Source organism: Oceanobacillus sojae, assembly GCF_007991515.1.
In the GTDB taxonomy this organism is placed as follows: Bacteria; Bacillota; Bacilli; order Bacillales; family Amphibacillaceae; genus Oceanobacillus; species Oceanobacillus sojae.
Map to the genome: position 1 here is coordinate 1 of NZ_BJYM01000038.1, position 3,088 is coordinate 3,088.

Sequence of the window (3,088 nt, forward strand, 5' to 3'; positions counted from 1 at the left end):
TTTTTGTACCTTGAAAACTAAATAAGAGTAACAACGACATCAAACTTTAGAAATAAGGCAAAAAAGCTATTGATATAGCAACACAACTGATTACGAAGTAATCAGCAAACTTATTCCAAAACTTTAGTTAAGTGAATAAGGGCGCACGGTGGATGCCTTGGCACTAGGAGCCGATGAAGGACGGGACTAACACCGATATGCCTCGGGGAGTTGTAAGTAAACTTTGATCCGGGGATTTCCGAATGGGGGAACCCACTGTTCGTAATGGGACAGGACATCTATCTGAATACATAGGGTAGATGAGGCAGACCCGGGGAACTGAAACATCTCAGTACCTGGAGGAAGAGAAAGAAAAATCGATTTCCTGAGTAGCGGCGAGCGAAACGGAAAGAGCCCAAACCAAGAAGCTTGCTTCTTGGGGTTGTAGGACACTCCATTGGAGTTACAAAGAAATTCTTTAAACGAATCGACTTGGAAAGGTCAGCCGAAGAAGGTAACAGCCCTGTAGTTGAAAAGGAATTTCCTCCGGAGTGTATCCTGAGTACGGCGGAACACGTGGAATTCCGTCGGAATCCGGGAGGACCATCTCCCAAGGCTAAATACTACCTAGTGACCGATAGTGAACCAGTACCGTGAGGGAAAGGTGAAAAGCACCCCGGAAGGGGAGTGAAATAGAACCTGAAACCGTGTGCCTACAAGTAGTCGGAGCCCGTTAATGGGTGACGGCGTACCTTTTGTAGAATGGACCGGCGAGTTACGATTGTATGCAAGGTTAAGTGGAAGACACGGAGCCGTAGCGAAAGCGAGTCTGAATAGGGCGAATGAGTATGCGGTCGTAGACCCGAAACCGTGTGATCTACCCATGTCCAGGGTGAAGGTCAGGTAACACTGACTGGAGGCCCGAACCCACGTATGTTGAAAAATGCGGGGATGAGGTGTGGGTAGCGGTGAAATTCCAATCGAACACGGAGATAGCTGGTTCTCTCCGAAATAGCTTTAGGGCTAGCCTCAAGATCGTGAGTACTGGAGGTAGAGCACTGATTGGACTAGGGGCCCCTACCGGGTTACCGAATTCAGTCAAACTCCGAATGCCAGTTACTTCAACTTGGGAGTCAGACTATGGGTGATAAGGTTCATAGTCGAAAGGGAAACAGCCCAGACCGCCAGCTAAGGTCCCAAAGTATACGTTAAGTGGAAAAGGATGTGGCGTTGCACAGACAACCAGGATGTTGGCTTAGAAGCAGCCATCATTGAAAGAGTGCGTAATAGCTCACTGGTCGAGTGACGCTGCGCCGAAAATGTACCGGGGCTAAACGTATCACCGAAGCTGCGGATTGTTCTTACGAACAATGGTAGGAGAGCGTTCAAAGTGCAGAGAAGTCAGACCGTGAGGACTGGTGGAGCGCTTTGAAGTGAGAATGCCGGTATGAGTAGCGAAAAAAGAGTGAGAATCTCTTTCACCGAATGCCTAAGGTTTCCTGAGGAAGGCTCGTCCTCTCAGGGTTAGTCGGGACCTAAGCCGAGGCCGACAGGCGTAGGCGATGGACAACAGGTTGATATTCCTGTACCACCTCATGATTGTTTGAACAATGGGGGGACGCAGGAGGATAAGGAGTGCGCACTGATGGATGTGCGTCCAAGCATGCGAGGAAGTCAGATAGGCAAATCCGTCTGACAAATTTCTGAGCTGTGATGGGGAGGGAAATATAGTACCGAAGTTCCTGATTTCACACTGCCAAGAAAAGCCTCTAGTTAGATCATAGGTGCCCGTACCGCAAACCGACACAGGTAGGCGAGGAGAGAATCCTAAGGTGAGCGGGAGAACTCTCGTTAAGGAACTCGGCAAAATGACCCCGTAACTTCGGGAGAAGGGGTGCTCACTTGTGAGTGAGCCGCAGTGAATAGGCCCAAGCGACTGTTTAGCAAAAACACAGGTCTCTGCGAAGCCGAAAGGCGAAGTATAGGGGCTGACACCTGCCCGGTGCTGGAAGGTTAAGGGGAAGAGTTAGCGTAAGCGAAGCTTTGAACCGAAGCCCCAGTAAACGGCGGCCGTAACTATAACGGTCCTAAGGTAGCGAAATTCCTTGTCGGGTAAGTTCCGACCCGCACGAAAGGTGCAACGACTTGGGCACTGTCTCAACGAGAGACCCGGTGAAATTATACTATGCGTGAAGATGCGCATTACCCGCGACAGGACGGAAAGACCCCGTGGAGCTTTACTGTAGCCTGATATGGAATGTTTGTGCAGTTTGTACAGGATAGGTGGGAGCCTTTGAAGCGTGAGCGCCAGCTTACGTGGAGGCACCCGTGGGATACCACCCTAACTGTATGACCATTCTAACCCAGGACCGTAATCCGGTTCGGAGACAGTGTCAGGCGGGCAGTTTGACTGGGGCGGTCGCCTCCTAAAAGGTAACGGAGGCGCCCAAAGGTTCCCTCAGAATGGTTGGAAATCATTCGTAGAGTGTAAAGGCAGAAGGGAGCTTGACTGCGAGACCTACAAGTCGAGCAGGGACGAAAGTCGGGCTTAGTGATCCGGTGGTTCCGCATGGAAGGGCCATCGCTCAACGGATAAAAGCTACCCCGGGGATAACAGGCTTATCTCCCCCAAGAGTTCACATCGACGGGGAGGTTTGGCACCTCGATGTCGGCTCATCGCATCCTGGGGCTGTAGTCGGTCCCAAGGGTTGGGCTGTTCGCCCATTAAAGCGGTACGCGAGCTGGGTTCAGAACGTCGTGAGACAGTTCGGTCCCTATCCGTCGTGGGCGTTGGAAGTTTGAGAGGAGCTGTCCTTAGTACGAGAGGACCGGGATGGACACACCGCTGGTGTACCAGTTGTTCCGCCAGGAGCATAGCTGGGTAGCTACGTGTGGAAAGGATAAGTGCTGAAAGCATCTAAGCATGAAGCCCCCCTCAAGATGAAACTTCCCATCACTTCAAGTGAGTAAAATCCCTCAGAGACGATGAGGTTGATAGGTCCGAGGTGGAAGCGTGGCGACACGTGCAGCTGACGGATACTAATCGATTGAGGACTTATCTAAGTTTTTTGATGTCACGTTACTCTTATTTAGTTTTCAGGGTGCAAAT

General features: G+C 50.9%; 1 rRNA gene. It reads left to right on the forward strand.

From position 1 onward, the window contains the following. Nucleotides 1-125 precede the first annotated feature (125 nt). A 23S ribosomal RNA gene (locus OSO01_RS23075) occupies nucleotides 126-3,042 on the forward strand. Nucleotides 3,043-3,088 lie beyond the last annotated feature (46 nt).